Source organism: Sneathiella marina, assembly GCF_023746535.1.
In the GTDB taxonomy this organism is placed as follows: Bacteria; Pseudomonadota; Alphaproteobacteria; order Sneathiellales; family Sneathiellaceae; genus Sneathiella; species Sneathiella marina.
The window spans coordinates 2,934,768-2,948,974 of sequence record NZ_CP098747.1 but is presented as its reverse complement, the minus strand read 5'-3'; the positions used below and the strand labels follow the sequence as shown (position 1 = coordinate 2,948,974).

Annotated in this window: 14 protein-coding genes; 6 read left to right on the top strand and 8 right to left on the bottom strand. The window is 48.6% G+C overall.

The genetic code is table 11. The annotated features are described in order from the left end of the window. Positions 1-2: 2 nt before the first annotated feature. Together NBZ79_RS14245 and NBZ79_RS14240 are read left to right on the top strand one after the other, a co-directional pair. On the top strand, positions 3-1,367 hold the full coding sequence (locus tag NBZ79_RS14245) for an MFS transporter (protein WP_251933198.1): 1,365 nt from the start codon (positions 3-5) through the stop codon (positions 1,365-1,367). A 184-nt stretch (positions 1,368-1,551) separates the two neighbouring features. Then, complete coding sequence (locus NBZ79_RS14240) at positions 1,552-2,460, top strand: DMT family transporter (RefSeq protein WP_251933197.1); 909 nt, start codon at positions 1,552-1,554, stop codon at positions 2,458-2,460. 33 nt (positions 2,461-2,493) lie between these two features. On the opposite strand, the gene NBZ79_RS14235 is transcribed toward NBZ79_RS14240, so the two are convergent. The 5 genes from NBZ79_RS14235 to NBZ79_RS14215 form a co-directional block, all read right to left on the bottom strand. Further along, on the bottom strand, positions 2,494-3,165 hold the full coding sequence (locus tag NBZ79_RS14235) for an ion channel (protein WP_251933186.1): 672 nt from the start codon (positions 3,163-3,165) through the stop codon (positions 2,494-2,496). Between the two features lie 116 nt (positions 3,166-3,281). Beyond that, the gene (locus NBZ79_RS14230) at positions 3,282-4,433 is read right to left on the bottom strand and encodes an NAD(P)/FAD-dependent oxidoreductase (protein ID WP_476749709.1); all 1,152 of its coding nucleotides are present in this window, start codon (positions 4,431-4,433) and stop codon (positions 3,282-3,284) included. A gap of 249 nt (positions 4,434-4,682) precedes the next feature. After that, positions 4,683-5,135: a GNAT family N-acetyltransferase gene (locus NBZ79_RS14225; protein ID WP_251933183.1), complete on the bottom strand. Its 453-nt coding sequence runs from the start codon at positions 5,133-5,135 to the stop codon at positions 4,683-4,685. 56 nt (positions 5,136-5,191) lie between these two features. Further along, a complete protein-coding gene (locus NBZ79_RS14220) occupies positions 5,192-5,410 on the bottom strand; it encodes a DUF6500 family protein (protein WP_251933181.1) in 219 nt (72 codons plus the stop codon). Positions 5,411-5,414: 4 nt separating this feature from the next. Next, positions 5,415-6,056 carry a LysE family translocator gene (locus NBZ79_RS14215; protein WP_251933180.1) on the bottom strand — a complete coding sequence of 214 codons (642 nt, stop codon included), beginning with the start codon at positions 6,054-6,056 and terminating at the stop codon, positions 5,415-5,417. A gap of 261 nt (positions 6,057-6,317) precedes the next feature. Between NBZ79_RS14215 and NBZ79_RS19570 the strand changes: the two genes are divergently transcribed. Continuing rightward, positions 6,318-6,443: a hypothetical protein gene (locus tag NBZ79_RS19570; protein WP_256470227.1), complete on the top strand. Its 126-nt coding sequence runs from the start codon at positions 6,318-6,320 to the stop codon at positions 6,441-6,443. 79 nt (positions 6,444-6,522) lie between these two features. On the opposite strand, the gene NBZ79_RS14210 is transcribed toward NBZ79_RS19570, so the two are convergent. Both NBZ79_RS14210 and NBZ79_RS14205 read right to left on the bottom strand, forming a co-directional pair. Continuing rightward, a complete protein-coding gene (locus NBZ79_RS14210; RefSeq protein WP_251933178.1) occupies positions 6,523-6,852 on the bottom strand; it encodes a hypothetical protein in 330 nt (109 codons plus the stop codon). Between the two features lie 39 nt (positions 6,853-6,891). After that, positions 6,892-7,503, bottom strand: a complete 612-nt coding sequence (locus tag NBZ79_RS14205; RefSeq protein ID WP_251933177.1) for a LysE family translocator — start codon at positions 7,501-7,503, stop codon at positions 6,892-6,894. Positions 7,504-8,233: 730 nt separating this feature from the next. Between NBZ79_RS14205 and NBZ79_RS14200 the strand changes: the two genes are divergently transcribed. Both NBZ79_RS14200 and NBZ79_RS14195 read left to right on the top strand, forming a co-directional pair. Beyond that, positions 8,234-8,692: a (2Fe-2S)-binding protein gene (locus tag NBZ79_RS14200; protein ID WP_251933175.1), complete on the top strand. Its 459-nt coding sequence runs from the start codon at positions 8,234-8,236 to the stop codon at positions 8,690-8,692. 9 nt (positions 8,693-8,701) lie between these two features. Next, entirely contained in the window at positions 8,702-10,987 is a 2,286-nt protein-coding gene (locus tag NBZ79_RS14195; protein ID WP_251933173.1) for a xanthine dehydrogenase family protein molybdopterin-binding subunit, read from the top strand. Between the two features lie 456 nt (positions 10,988-11,443). On the opposite strand, the gene NBZ79_RS14190 is transcribed toward NBZ79_RS14195, so the two are convergent. Beyond that, positions 11,444-12,250: a DUF1194 domain-containing protein gene (locus NBZ79_RS14190; RefSeq protein ID WP_251933171.1), complete on the bottom strand. Its 807-nt coding sequence runs from the start codon at positions 12,248-12,250 to the stop codon at positions 11,444-11,446. 147 nt (positions 12,251-12,397) lie between these two features. On the opposite strand from NBZ79_RS14190, the gene NBZ79_RS14185 reads away from it, so the two are divergent. Then, on the top strand, positions 12,398-14,116 hold the full coding sequence (locus tag NBZ79_RS14185; RefSeq protein WP_251933169.1) for a PQQ-dependent dehydrogenase, methanol/ethanol family: 1,719 nt from the start codon (positions 12,398-12,400) through the stop codon (positions 14,114-14,116). The last annotated feature ends 91 nt before the right edge of the window (positions 14,117-14,207 follow it).

Here is a 14,207-nt window from a genome sequence, read left to right as displayed (position 1 = left end):
TAATGTTCAATGTTACCGACGATAACCGAAAATGGTGGGTTTTAACGGCGTTGGGTACCGGTGCGGGGCTTATCATGCTCGACGAGACAGTTATCGGCGTAGCTCTGCCGACAATCCGACATGATCTAGGTATGACGGAAATTGCCGCACATTGGACCGTCAGTATTTACCTGCTGGTCTTTGCCGGTCTGGCTGCAGCGGCGGGGAAAATTGGGGACTTGATTGGGTTCCGTGTGCTGTTTACGGCGGGAACAGCGCTTTTTGGTGCGGCCTCTTTTCTGTGCGGATGGGCTCAGACAGCAGAAATACTGCTGCTCGCCCGCGCTATTCAGGGGCTCGGTGCCGCTATCATATTCCCGGCATCCGTCGCTATGCTGTCGCTGGTATTTCCTAAGGAACAGCGGGGAATGGCCATCGGAATTTTGGCGGCCACGGGCACCGTGTTTCTTGCCGCCGGACCGCTGATAGGCGGCGCGCTGACGGATGCCCTTTCCTGGCGTTGGGTGTTCTGGATTAACGCGCCCATTACAGTCATTATTATATCGATTATCTCCCTGTCCTGGGTGTTGCCGAAAAATACCACCGAAGGACGCCCTTTTGACATAAGGGGGTTTATTCTGATGATATTCGGCCTTAGCCTGATTGTTTTTGCCCTTATGCAGGGTGCCAGCTGGGGGTGGACGCAAATTTATATCATGAGCGCCTTAATCTGCGGCGCTCTCTCTTTGGCCGTGTTTTATGTTATCGAACGGCGATCGGAACAGCCGTTGATTGATGTCCGTCTCTTCCATGCAGCTTCATTTTCTTCGGCGAATTTGATCCTCTTCGCCGGTCAGTTCAGTAAGTTATCCCTGGTGGTTTTCGGGGCGTTGTTTTTGCAAGACAAATTGAATATGTCACCGTTTCAGTCGGGCCTTGCCTTATTGGTCTGTGTTGCCGCTTTTCCGGTCCTGTCGATCCCGGTCGGCCGCCTCGCTGATCATTTCGATGCACGGAATTTGGTGCTCGGCGGGCTTGCCTTCGCGACACTGGGAATGTTTTCGGTTGCCATTGCTACTGTCGCCCAGAGTTATCTCAGTCTATTGCCCGGCTTGATTATCTGGGGGCTGGGCATGCCCTTTTGTTATGCGCCAACATTGCGGGCCATGGCAAATTCGGTGCCGCCGGAAAAGCAAGGCGAAGTGAGCGGGGTCGGTGTCACCTCTCGATTGCTGGGCGGTACATTAGGGGTTGCTCTTTCCAGCACAGTTCTGATGATAAGCGGCGAATTTCAAAGCGTATTTTATCTCGCTGCCTGGGTGATGCTGGGGGCTCTGATTTTCGGCTGGCTGGCTTTTGACAAGAGTGGAAAACCGAAAAATACATAGACAATGCGAGCGATCTGCGGGAATTGGGTGCAGGACCAGCATAATTTTCACTTGCGCGCCGGGTTCGAATGCCAGTTACGGTATTGATTTGTCGGCTGGTTTAGGGGCAAAGTGACGGGATGATTTCGCAGCCTCTTTTCGCCGCGTTCCTTCTAGCACTCAAAAGCTCACACACGGTCGCCATATGATTTCGCGTTTTCTCCAGTCGGGGTCTTCAAATCCCTTGAGATCTGCCGGCATGATGCTGGCGGCATGCGCACTGATTGCGTTGACCACAATTATCGCCAAGGCACTGGGAACTGGTCTTGAAGGGCCACCGTTGCATCCTCTTCAAATCAGTGCCGGCCGATTTATTTTTGCCCTGGCCGGATTATCAGTGGCGCTGGCCGTGTTGCGACCGAGATTTCACCGGCCGCATATCCGGCTGCATGTGGGCCGGTCGTTTTTTGGCTGGGCCGGTGTGACGTTGATGTTCGCGGCGGTTGCGCGTATTCCCGTATCGGATGCGACGGCCATCAGTTTTCTAAATCCGATTTTTGGTATGCTGCTGGCCATTCCGCTGTTGGGGGAGCGGGTTGGACCTATCCGCTGGGGGGCAGCGGCCATTGCCATGCTGGGCGCCCTAATTCTGCTGAGACCGGGAAGCTCTGCTTTTGATCCGGCGGCCCTGATCGCGTTGACGGCGGCGCTATTCATGGGGGTTGAGGTAATCCTGATCAAGAAGCTATCAGGGCGTGAGGCGCCGTTACAGATCCTGACCATTAACAACAGCATTGGGGCGGTTATTGCCTGCACAGCCGCCAGCTTTGTCTGGATTGCGCCGAGCCCGTCACAATGGGCGGCGCTGGCGGCGATCGGTTTGGTGATGGTCACTGCACAATCGCTGTTTATCCAATCCATGCGCAGTGGTGATGCCAGCTTCGCCTTGCCCTTTTCCTATTCAACACTGGTGTTTGCCACCTTATATGATTTCTGGATTTTTGGTGCATTGCCCGATTGGATCAGCGTCGCCGGTGGCGGCATCATCCTGTCAGGGGCATTGCTTCTGGCATGGCGAGAAGTTGTCCGCAGTCGAGATCAGAAAGTGAAATAAACCGAAAAGCGTCACAAACCGTTGCTTAAGGTGCTAGTTGCGTTTGGCGGATATATGCAATCCGACAAGTCTCGCCACCACAATTGCCAGATAGAATTGCCCGGCAATGGCCTCCAGGTTTGTCCAGGATCGGGCAATACGGGTGAGAGGTACTATATCCCCATACCCGAGAGTGGAGATGGTCACGAAACTGAAATAGGAGAAATGGACGAGCAGGAAGGATTGATCCGGATCGGTGACAATGGGCGTGTTAGAAAAAGAACCGGGATGGATTTTCTCGATCCAGAAATAGATAAAAGTCCACATCAGCCCCATCAGCAGATACAGGCAGACAGAGGCATAAATCATGTTTGCTGAAACTTCGACGGTTTCAAACAGATAGCGCGCCAGCATAAAAATGATATAGCAGAAGAAAATTATATACAGGCCGATGGCCAGATGTGATCCCATGGTGTCAGTTCGCACATAATCGGTCCAACTGAACAACAAGGTTGCCGCCGCTATCAGACAGCCGATCAGAAACTCGATCCGCTCATGTGCAACAAGATATAGGGATGAGAGGAGAATGGCCGAGAAAATCAGGTTGAGCCAGATCCCGGTATAGGCATCAGCATCGGTAATATAAGAGGGGATAACCACGAAGGAAAGCAGCAGGGCCAGCAGGATGGAAAATCCGAATTTGGGCTTGTCGAGGGTATTCTCCATCGATATTTTCTTGTGGTCTTTATTGAATAATCTCAATTCTATACCTTCACTTCTTTATCTAATTTATTACCTGTCTCCCTACTTCTTCCCGGCTCATTCGATTGCGAGAAGACTGCCTAGATAACCGCTTTTTCGACGAAGGGACGATTTTGCTCAATTCTGGTGAAACTGAAAGCCGTGAGATCGAGGCTGCGGTATTCACCATAGGCAATCAACTCAGATATCCCGCGGCCCACGGCCGGAGATTGTTGAAATCCGTGGCCTGAAAAGCCGTTGACGAACAGGAAATTCTCGACCTCTGTATGAGGTCCGATAATGGCGTTTTGATCAAAAGGGTTGAAGGCGTAATGTCCGGCCCAGGAATTAACAAGTTTAATTGCCTCAAACTGCGGAATACGCGCGGCGATCGCAGGCCATGCCTTGGTCTCCCAAATGCTGTGATCCTGAGTGAAATCTTCATAATCCACGGCCGGGTCTTCATCCGGCGGGCAACCGGCCAGATAATAGGCACCATCAGAACGCATATGAACACCTGAAGGATCTATAGTCAGAGGAAGGTCCCCGTCCACGGGTATCTCCGCATCGAAAATGAAGGTGTAGCGCTTGCGGGGCTCAACGGGAATTTCAATGCCGGCCATTCGGGATGTCAGAACGGCTCTCGGCCCGGAGGCATTTACAATTGTTCCGCAACTAACGATCTCGCCTGATTTGAGGGTGATGCTGTCCACTTTTCGGCCGCTGTCACTTCGGGTCATGGCAACGACTTCGTTCGCGATATAGTCAACGCCGTTTTCCCGGGCCGATCGTTTCCACCAGTCAAACAGGGTGTTGCCGTCAAAATAGCCTTCGTCGACCAAATTGATGCTGCCAGCAATAATATCATCAAGATTATAGAAGGGATAATCCCGCTTTATTTCTTCAGGCGACATGATTTTGGTGCCGGCACCGCAGGCGGCTTGCAGTTTCTGGTTGTCACGCAAAACATCGGCAAAAGAATTGGTATCGGCCAGGTACATATAGCCGTAGCTATGCAGAGGGACATCAGGAACGCGGTCGTCACCGCCCATGTAATCACGGAAGTTTTTGACGAAATCCGCAGCAAACTGCGAAATACGCACATTTATTTCCGCGGAGAATTGCTGGCGCATGCAGCTATTGGTATGGCTGGTTGACGCAAATTCATACGTTGGGTCTTTTTCTACAACCAGAATGGAGCCGTTAAAATCCTTGTTGCTGGATAAGAACCACGCAACTGAGGACCCCAGCATGGCACCGCCGATGATGACAACGTCATAGCTCGATTTCTTCGGAATATTCTGATTTGCGCTGCCACTCAATGATATGGTTCCTTATTCATTCGGACAAATAACAGGTTCTAGCTTCACTCGCTCACAGGTCATAGAATTTACCCTGATCACAGGGCTATCACATTCATGCGTGAGTGAAAAATGAAATTTACCGGACTGGACCATGCTGCAGGTTAAGCCTTGCAGGTCGACATGATGCCCGTTTCGTTCTCATTGGCAGCAAATGAATTTTCTCATGGAAATTGTATTCCCCGCTCTAGATATCTCTTGCCATCCAAGATGGGTATAAAGCTGGATATTTTCCGGCATTTGGCAATGTGTACTCAGACGCATCTCTTTAAAGCCCTGCCGCAACGCCTCGCGTTCCGAGATATCCATGAGTTTACCGCCAAGGCCTTTACCACCGTAGTCAGGATGAACCGCAAGATTGGCAACCTTCATAAAGGCCGTCTTTGGGATAAGTACTAGGCCGGCTACAATAGTACCGGCGTCAACAGCTACCCAAACCTGATTATTGGTAATTTCCTCAGCGCAGCCTTCTGATACAGGTGGCAAGTCTGAAATGCGATCGGCATATTTGGCATAGGCGGCGTCTATGCATTTGGCCAACGCTTCGGCATCCGCCAATTGTGCCTCTCGAATATACGGAGATGTCGTATTCACAGTGCCTTCGATCCCCTGCTGTCAAAAAACCATAACCTGTGGGTACAATCCTTCAGTCAAAGCGTACTTTCAATCATATCTTTTATTTTACGGGCTTTTTCGAAATGATTGAGCTTATGTGTTTCGATCCACCAGGTTGCCGCTTCCATGAGAAGTTCCGGATTATCATTTTTATTTGCAAAGAACGCATAGAAAGAGAGCCCGACAGTGTCGCCTCTTTTAGCAATCTTCTCATTGCAAACAGCGATTGCCTTCTGACGCAGGGACGGTCGCATCTTCCTAATTGCGGCTCAGAAGAAGCTTAATGCCGGCAAAGGCAAAAAATGCGCCGAGAGTTGCCTGAATATACCGCCGTGCTTTTCCATATACCCGCACCATAACGGGAGTTGAAAAGGCGACTGCGTACAGCGTATGGAGAGTGATGGAGAGAATAAAGGTGCCGACAACAATGGAAACCCCGACCCAAAGCGGGGCATCTTGCTTCATCCCCAGAGAAATTATGGCAATCCAGGATAAGGCAGCTTTTGGGTTGGTCATCTGAATAATGTATCCACGGACCATATAACCAAACGGTGACCGTGTCCCGCCGGATAACTGTTTTGCTTGAATATCCTGAGCGGCAGCGGCCGACTTGAATGATTTGTAAGCAAGCCATAAAAGATAGAAACCGCCAAAAATCTTAATGGCGATCAAGGCTGACGAATACGCTTCGAGCAAAGCGGAAAGCCCAATAACTGTCAGCACAGCCCAGGTGAAAGAACCGCCCGCCACACCGAGAGCCAGAGCAATCCCGGATTTCCGGCCAAGGCTCATGGAGGTCCCGATGACAGCCAGGATATTCGGACCGGGACTTGCGATACCTAATAGAAAAGCTGAATAAGCCAGTATAATACCGGGTAAATAGAGCGAAAAATCTTCCATTGAGAGGGCCTTTGACAGATTAAATGTTCATGATTTGTACTATATAAATACGACGCTTGCAATAGGGCAGATGCTCTTTCGGACACGGGTACTGTTGTCTTTGTACGCCGGGGTAAAAAAGTTGCCGGACGGTACAAATATGTCTTTGAGAATGATGGTGGTGATACGGGAATAGAAAGAGAGGGGACGCGATACCGGTTCAATATGATGATCATCGAACGGGAGACAGGTAAACGTAGGGGAGTGATCCTCGACCCACTGATGAGTAATAATTCGGTGACAAATGGTTCCGAGCTGGAACGGCAGGCTGATGAATTGTTGAGTGCGCTGATCAGGCAACCTGTCCTTCGATCTAAATCAGCAAAAGGGGTTGTTCTTCCTGATTAGCAAGGGAGAAGCAAGAGCGGGAAGATTTCGACTGAAGCTGAAAGATGACTATAACTGGTGAATATGGTGACGCTAAAAATCAGGGGGCAGGAACTGGTTTCCCGTCAACCCGGACCTCACCTTTTTCATTGTCAAGAACTACGGCATTGTCGAACAGCGTTAAAGTCGGGCGTACACCGAAACGGCCTTCCATCCAATCCGCCCATCCGTCATGAAACCAAGTTTCAGCCTCTTCGCGAGTGGCAAATTCATAGACACCGCCACCGGCCTGTTCGCCGTTGAGATAGTATTTCCGTCTTAAGCCTTTGACGTCCCGGTATATCTTGGTCGATTCAAGGGATTGCTCGACGACAAGATCACGATCCCGCTTTGGCCCGTCGAAGGGGATCTGTACCAATGCTATTATCATAAGGTTTCTCCTTTTCTGAATATCACCTGTTTGCCGCTCTTATTCTTCATTCAAAGCCAGTCGAACGCCGAGAAAGACAAAGGCGCCGGCAAAGGACCGTTTCATCCATTTCATTATGGCAGGCCGAGTGATGACATAATCCCGGGCGAGAGCAGCACCGCCGCCATAGCCGACGAAGACAACAAAGGTCAACGCCATAAAGATCCCGGCCAGCAGGAACATGGTCGGCGCGGCATTGGCCTGGCTGACGTCAACAAACTGCGGCAAAAATGCGAGGAAGAATAAAGACAACTTCGGGTTTAACACGTTGATGAGCATCCCGTTGAAGGCGGTTTGAAAGAGCGACAAGGGTTTTTTGTCTTCATTGACGTCAAGGGCACCTCCCTGGCGTAAAATGCTCCAGGCCATATAGAGTAAATACGCCACGCCCAGATATTTCACGGTCTGAAACGCGATGGCGCTGGTGTGGAATATAGCGGCGAGACCGACGATACTGGCGACGGCGGCAGGCACAATACCGAAGGTACAGCCCAATGCCGCAGCGACGCTGGCGCGAAAACCGCGCCCCAAGCCAACGGCAAGAGTATAAAGAACTCCGGTTCCGGGCAACAGGATAACAACCATTGATGTCATAAAAAATTCGACGCTCATTCTTTCCTCCACTGGACGACCAACCTTATTCGCAAAATGTGATCCGGTGCAACTCTTAGGCAATTGCTCCAGATTTGCGACACAGTCCGCACCCTGTATTTTACCGCCTGAAAAGAGGTTCCAGTAAGTTTTTGAGAGCTGCCTGCGCCCGATGCAATGTTACTTTCACACAGGCTTTCGTCAATTCCAAGATTCCTGAGCGAAGGCGCCGAGACCTGGCGGTTGAAAGCGGATTAAATGACGGGCTTGCGCTTCCAGCAACCCTTTTGACGAGCAAGAAAACAAACTGTTTTTATTGTTCGTGTTTGGACGGCATTTACCCGTACGCCCTAGATATTCACCGTATTCTTTTGTTCCTAAACCATCCTCCAGAAGGCAGTTGACTATATTACAAAACTAAACTTTAATAAAAATGCGGTGCGAAAAAATTTAAGAAGAAAGACAAAAGACGAAAAAGTCGTCGGTCAGAATTGGGGATTCCGTTGCCGGTGAATTCGGCAAATTCAAAGCCAGAATAAGCGTATTTATTGTCGAATTGTATTCGAATTGTCATCTGCCATGGTCTGAAGTATTGCCGACAAATTACAACCCGCACCACCGGTGCGACCAGTGGCAATCGTGAGAGTTAGAGGGGCATGCTTAAAGAAATCTTTCAACAGAAAAGGGGTTATTACTAGTCGGGTTTAAAGAAAAATAATTCATAAAATGATAAAAGTTCGGGGAGGGACTAATGGTAAATTTAACAATAAACGGCAAAGATCTTAAAGTAGATGTGCCAGATGATACACCGTTGCTATGGGTGATACGTGAGCATTTACAAATGTCTGGAACCAAATTTGGGTGCGGCGCGGGCCTTTGCGGAGCCTGCACAGTTCATATTGATGGTGAAGCGACCCGAACCTGTATCACAGCCGTAAGTGATGCGGCTGGCACTAAAATCACGACAATTGAAGGGTTGGATGAAAATGGAATTCATCCTTTGCAAAAAGCATGGATTGCAGAACAGGTGCCCCAATGCGGATATTGCCAGTCTGGCCAGATCATGACTGCTGCCGCCTTTCTGGATGAAAATAAAAACCCAAGTGATGAAGACATAGTCGAGGCAATGACAGGTAATATCTGCCGCTGTATGTCATATGTTCGAATCAAAAAAGCAGTGCGACGTGCTGCGGATGAAATGAAAGCATAGGGGGGCATTATGAATATTCAAAAAAAGATAGCGAAGAGCGAAACGCGCGGCGTCTCCCGGAGAGATTTTCTGGTTGGTTCGGCGGCTGGCCTTGGCCTTGTTATGGGTTATGGTGCGCTGCCTGTTGGCGGCGGTATCAAAGAGGCCATGGCCGCAGGATCATTTTCTCCTAACATGTGGTTTTCGATGGATGATGCAGGCATCACAACCGTCAACATCGTAAAAGCAGAGATGGGTCAGCATGTGGGTACGGCAATCGCCCAATCTTTAGCAGATGAGCTGGAAGTACCCTGGGAAAATATTCGGTTGAATTTCCCCGATGTTGCGCCTCAATGGGGATTGTTTATTACCGGAGGGAGTTGGTCGATCAACTGGACTTTTGCGGCGATGTCGCAGGCAGGTGCGGCAGGACGGATAGTCCTGATGGAGCAAGCGGTTAAAAACTGGGGTGTGCCGGTTGCGGAACTTCGGGCCGAGCAAGGAATGATCTACCATGACAAATCCAATCGTAAAGTGAGCTACGGTGATTTGGTAAAAGGGGGCATTATTTCTCGAAGCTTTAATAAGGCTCAGTTGGAAGCCATCAAGCTAAAGGCACCACAAGACAGAAAAATTATCGGAAAATCGGTCGCCAATCTGGATATACCAGGCAAGACAAATGGTAGCACCAAATATGGCATAGATACGTTTGTTGACGGAATGGTCTATGGGGCACCAAGGACACCGCCTGTGCGCTATGGCGCAAGCGTTAAAAAAGTTGATGATAGCGCCGCCAAAAAAATTGCTGGCTATCAGGGGCATGTCGTTCTTGAAGACCCGACAAAAATGGTTACTGGCTGGATTGTTGCGCTTGCCGATAGTTATCCTATAGCACTAAAAGCTGCAGAAGCACTTGAGGTCGATTACGATTTGGGCCCCAATGCAAAAGTCAGTTCTGAAAGCATCATGAAAGAAGCTCAGGAAATGATTAATGCAGGCGAGGGTGGCAAAACCTTTGTTGATGACGGTGACGTCAAAAAAGGAATGGCAGCAGCCACGACGAAATTTACGGCAGAATATACAACCAGTTTAAATTTGCATATGCCGTTGGAACCGATGAATGCAACCGTCTGGGAAGAAGACGATATTTGGCATGTGACAACCGGTAATCAATTCCAAACAGTTCTCGCCGGCGTTCTTCCCATAGTCCTTGGCGTTGATCCATCGGCAATTGTCATCAAGCAAACGGCGTTAGGTGGTGGCTTCGGTCGTAGACTAGAAGCTGATTATGTTGTTGTTGCAGCTCTTGCCGCGAAAGGGGCGAATAAGCCGGTTAAGATGATTTATGATCGTGCTGCCGATACCCAGTTTGATTATCCGCGTAGTCAGGTTCTTCAATCGTTAAAGGCTGGTATCAAAGATGGTAAATTGGACAGTATGACCCATGATGCGGTTTGCACCTGGGCGACTAGCCGTCTTGCTCCGGCGTTTCTAGCGGATGCACCGGAAGGCAAAATTGACTATTTTGCGATTAATGGTGCAGATTTTTGGTATTCCGTGCCCAATCACCGGGTAAGAGTAGCAAAGTCAAAACTGGGAGACGCTGCGGCACCGGCGGGCAATTTGCGGTCTGTCGCACCCGGCTATACCTTTTTCGCGGTTGAAAGCTTTATGGATGAATTGGCCCATGAATTGAAAATTGATCCATTGGCATTTCGGTTGTCAATGCTTGATGCCGCTGGCAAACAAGCGGGAAGTGCCCCCATGAGTGTCGGCGGTGCCAAGCGGCTGGCAGGCGTATTAAAAGCTGCGACTGATAAGGCAGAATGGGGTAAAAAAATGGCCGATGGCAGTGGTATGGGTCTTTCTATATCCAGTGCCCAAGAACGGGCGACGCCAACCTGGACGGCCTGTGTCGTCGAGGTTGATGTCGACAAATCGAATGGTAGTTATAAGGTTAAAAAAATGACCATTGCCATAGACGTCGGTACGGCCGTCAATCCCGATGCCGTAAAAGCTCAGGTCGAAGGGTCTGCACTTTGGGGCTTATCAATCGCGACGAAAGAAGAAGCGATAATGGAAGATGGGGCAATTCAGCAAACCAACTTCGACACTTACGATGTCCTGCGCATGGAAGACGTTCCGGAAATGGATGTTATCGTGTTGTCTCCGGGTGAATATCCTGTCGGTTGCGGTGAACCTGGTGTCACGGTTGTGGCGCCGGCAATTGCCAATGCCATTTTCAATGCAACTGGTGTTCGGATCCGTCATTTGCCCATGACACCAGAGGCAATTAAGGAAGCTCTGACCGCTTAGGAAAGCGAGAATTCCAAAATTGGTAGAGCAAAATATTGCTCTACCAATATTTTTAGGATTGCGAGTGCGCTTTATGCGATCAATATACTATATCTTGTTTCTCGTCGTGATATTCGCAGCTGATATCGCAAAAGCCGGCTGGCGAGATACAGAATGGGGAATGACGGTACAAGAAGTCACCGAAGTATCAAAAAGCGGGACCTATGCAATACAACAAAATAACCCTGCATATTGGGAAATTCTTCCGAAACTTAAGTCTTCGGCCCATTTTGGCGGCTTTAATTTCCATACAGAATTTTACTTTGATGAACGCGATGGTTTGATGTCGGTCCGACTGATGCCCAGACAGACTATTTGGTGCCTCGATATGTTTAGGTATTTATTTGAGAATTATACTTATTTCGGGCCAACGGAAAATTCCTATATATGGCACGATGTCTCAGGTGGAAACATGGTTCAATTATCCCGCTTTGCAAATTGTGCCGTAACTTTTAGTTCTGAAGACGAAGGCTTCAAGTAAGATTTCGCGTAACTGAATGTGCTGGTTGGCGACGGAATGCCGGAAATTTCGATCGAAAATTTCTGGGAGAATGCTTCGGCATAATGTTCAAACGAAACAGCTGGATTGACAAAAGAAAGCGGGCCCCCAATAACTTTAAAACGGAAATAGTCCACCAATTCACGGCGGGTTTCCTGATCTTTGCGGTCTGCTAATATCGGAAGACCGTTTATCGTAATCCCCTGAGCGATGAGGATCTCTCGAACTATGGCAGGCTCTGCCCCTCGATTGCTTGGATCGTCGCTTGATATATCAATTACTTTTCGGTCACCTTCAAATTCATTTTTTTCAAATGAGTTTCCAGCTGCCTGCAGGGCATCGCCGAGTGCAGTGTATAATAATCCGGTCCAAGGCTTCTTCTGATTGTTCCTTACATTATCAGCAAAAATTTGCGCGGTTTTTTGATCCCTGATTTCCTTCCAAGGCACAGCAATCAATTGCTGGTTTTCACCCGCCCATAAAAGCAACGAAACGGCTATTTTTCCGGTTGGCAAAGAATCAATAATTTTGAGTATTGCCGGGTCTTCAAACACCTTTGCAATACCTTCTATCTGTGCTTCATGTTCTTTTTGGCTGACGCTGCTTGAGACATCGACGGCTAGAACAATTTCGACACCCACTGCCTTTTCATCCGCATAAATTACATTCCAAGGAATTATAAGCAGTATTAAAAACACTAATATTTTCACTTTTTCACCATCCAAGGTCTGTATCAGCCGACTGCAGCCATTAAACAAGTATTGTGATTGGAATATGCCTTTACATCAACATTAGAAATATGAAATCATGAAAAGGCTAAAATAAAAACTGCGATACATCGTAGACAATGAAAACAAACGGGGGGGAAACCCATGCTAGCAATTTCCAAGAATTGGCTATCCGCAATAACGATTTGCCTGGCGGCAATCGGCGCCGAAAAATCATGGGCGCAATCTGCGACCGATTTGGCTAATGATGCAAAAACAACTGATCAGGTGCTGACCGTTGGGTTAGGTCAAGGACAACAACGTTTTAGTGCTCTTGATAAAGTGAACACCTCAAATGTAAAAAGCCTCGTTCCAGTATGGAATTATAGCTTTGGCGACAATCGCGGACAGGAAAGTCAACCGCTTGTCTATAAGGGTGTCATGTATGTGACAACCCATGATTCCACTCATGCCATTGACCCGAAAACAGGGCGCGGTATTTGGGTGAACAAATTTGAGTACCCTCCTGAAACGCCTCGTATCGTTTGCTGCGGAATTGTTAATCGCGGTGCGGCTATTTATAATGGCAAGCTATATCGCGCAACATTGGACGCTCATGTGGTCGCTTTGAATATGGAAGATGGCACGGAGGTTTGGAAGTCTAAGGCCATTGATTATGCAGATGGTTATTCCATGACAATGGCACCGTTGATTGCCAATGGTGTGGTTATCACAGGAATTTCCGGTGGAGAATATGGCATTCGCGGATTCATCGATGGATGGGACCCTGAAACAGGTAAACATCTTTGGCGCAGATACACTGTTCCGGCTCCTGATGAAGAAGGCGGGGATACCTGGCCTGGTGAAACCTACAAGCATGGGGGAGCCCCAACATGGATCACAGGTACTTATGATCCGGAATTGGATTTGGTTTACTGGGGAGCTGGTAACGGTGGCCCTTGGAACGCAGAATTCCGTAAAGGCGACAATTTATATGTCGGCTCCGTTCTGGCTCTTAAACCAAAAACCGGTGAAATCGCCTGGCACTATCAGTTCTCTCCCAATGATCCATATGATTACGACGGTGTGAACGAAAATATCATCGCGGACGTCGAAATTGATGGCAAAATGCAAAAGGTAATTATGCATGCTGACAGAAACGGTTACCTTTATGTGATCGACCGGACCGATGGTAAGTTGCTGCGCGCCAGTCAATATATTAATAAGCTCAACTGGGCAGATGGTATTGATATGAAAACCGGACGCCCAATTGATAGCGCACTGACAAAGAAAATGCGGGCAACGGGCGAGAAAATTGATGTTTGGCCATCTGCATTTGGCGGTAAAAACTGGTTCCCAATGAGCTATAGCCCTAAATCGGGCTTCGTGTATGCGAATACATTGGAAATGGGAATGAGTTATAAGCCGGTTGAGCCAGTGTTCAAGAAAGGTACGTTCTATTTCGGCCTTGATTTAGCTCAATTGCAATTTTTGTTCCCTGACGATGGAAATACTGGTTATTTAAGGGCGATTGACCCTTTAACTGGGGATATCAAATGGGAAGTTGGTAGCCAGGCAGCTAACTGGGGCGGCACTATGGCAACCGCTGGAGATCTGGTGTTCACTGGCACCTACACCGGACAGTTCAAAGCCTTTGATGCCAATACGGGAGAAGAAGTTTGGTCCTTCCAGACCGGCTCCGGTATAATCGGGCAACCAATGACTTGGGAGCAAGATGGCAAACAGTATATTTCTATTGCAAGCGGAATTGGGGGCGCTTATCGAAATTTCATACCAGTATTCGGTGCGAAAAATGTTGAGCTGAATAAACTAATGGCCTCTGTTCCAGAAGGGGGATCAATCTGGACATTTGCGCTACAATAGGAATTGGAAAACTAAGCAGTTAAAGTCACGCCTGATGTCGGGCGTGACTTTAATTTGTCTAACCCTAAAACAAAATAATACAATTAAGTTT